Here is a 591-nt window from a genome sequence, read left to right as displayed (position 1 = left end):
ATTTATTTGTTTTTTGATAAAGGGCACAATTGACTTACGACTCCCTTCATCCCACATCGCTTTACTTTTGGAGTTCCAAAACTCTGCCCGATCGTTCCAGATTTTTTCTGCTTCTACATGCCAATTAAAACCTTCAGTCATGCTCATCCCCCCTGCACTTCATCTATCTCTACTTCCATTATAAAGAAACAGACCAAAAATAAAAAATTTTTTAAAAGGAGAATAGGCATCAAGCAAGGGTTTTTCAATCCTAGGGTGAAATGGTAAGGATTGCATAACACATCTATCTCAGTTATGATGTAAACACAATATAAGCTAATAAAAACTAACAAAAACACTATATATAGTACCCGCGAACAGAAGATGCCAATAGGCTTAATAGGGAATCCGGTGTGAATCCGGAGCTGCCCCCGCAACTGTATGCACTCGCGAAATGGATAATCCACTGTACTGCCTGTACGGGAAGGACCAAAGTAGAATCGAGTGTGAGTCAGGAGACCTGTCTTCGTTCGCAAAAGTTTCAACTTCTTCGGGGATTGAGAAGATGAATCGATGAAATGAAGGCTTCCTTATGCTATTCTCTTCGTTTCA

General features: G+C 39.9%; 1 riboswitch.

The annotated features are described in order from the left end of the window. Positions 1 to 344 precede the first annotated feature (344 nt). Positions 345 to 522, top strand: a riboswitch (cobalamin riboswitch). Positions 523 to 591 lie beyond the last annotated feature (69 nt).

This window comes from Halobacillus sp. BBL2006 (assembly GCF_000786645.1).
In the GTDB taxonomy this organism is placed as follows: domain Bacteria; phylum Bacillota; class Bacilli; order Bacillales; family Halobacillaceae; genus Halobacillus.
The sequence above is the reverse complement of the archived record's forward strand: the minus strand, read 5'-3'. Positions and strand labels throughout refer to the sequence as shown.